Below are 716 nucleotides of genomic sequence, written 5' to 3'. Positions count from 1 at the left end.
GGCCCGACATCCCTGTTCCATGCCGATGAGGATGGCCCGGCGGCCAGGCGCCTGCTGGCGGCGAGCGAAGCCGTCAGTTGGCGGATGGGTTACCAGAAGACCTGAATCAAACACCGACCTTGTAATTGGATGGACTCGCCCACGCCGAGGCGTCAATGCGCCACGGTGGCAGTCTAAGAAGCCAACGACAGCGAGGGCGAGTCCATGAAAAAGCATACTTCGGTTGATCAATCCTTGTCTCCTTCCGATTTGTCGGCCTGCACAACGGTAGCGGTCGACCTTGCCAAGCGGGTTTTCCAGGTTGCAGGTGAAGATGCCCTCGGACAGGTGCTTTACGAGGAGCGCATCAAATCCCGTGAAGCCTTCTACGCCTTTTTGCGCAAGCTCCCCCCAACCACGGTGGTGCTGATGGAAACGGGGCCGGGGGCTCAGGCTTGGGCACGGCAGCTGCAGGCCCAAGGCAACCTGGCGCGGATTCTTCCGGCTCAGCACGTAGCTGATCATCGCAGCGGCGCCAAGAACGACCGCAACGATGCACTTGCAATATTGCGGGCGGGACGGGATACGAGAATTTTGGCTGTACCGATCAAAAGCGCGGCAGCCTTGGCCATGCAAGCGCTACACCGTGCCCGGCAGGGCTACGTGCGTCGACGCACCGCGATGAGTAATCAGATGCGGGGGCTTCTGTTAGAGCACGGGGTTGCCTTGGCTCAGGG

1 protein-coding gene is annotated in these 716 nt (G+C 60.9%); it reads left to right on the top strand.

From position 1 onward, the window contains the following. Positions 1 to 249: 249 nt before the first annotated feature. Positions 250 to 716 (top strand): transposase (locus tag HX773_RS25395; protein WP_176973807.1); only part of this gene is annotated, 467 nt, incomplete at its 3' end.

Origin of the sequence: Pantoea sp. B9002, assembly GCF_013385945.1 — a bacterium.
Lineage (GTDB): Bacteria > Pseudomonadota > Gammaproteobacteria > Enterobacterales > Enterobacteriaceae > Pantoea.
The sequence above is the reverse complement of the archived record's forward strand: the minus strand, read 5'-3'. Positions and strand labels throughout refer to the sequence as shown.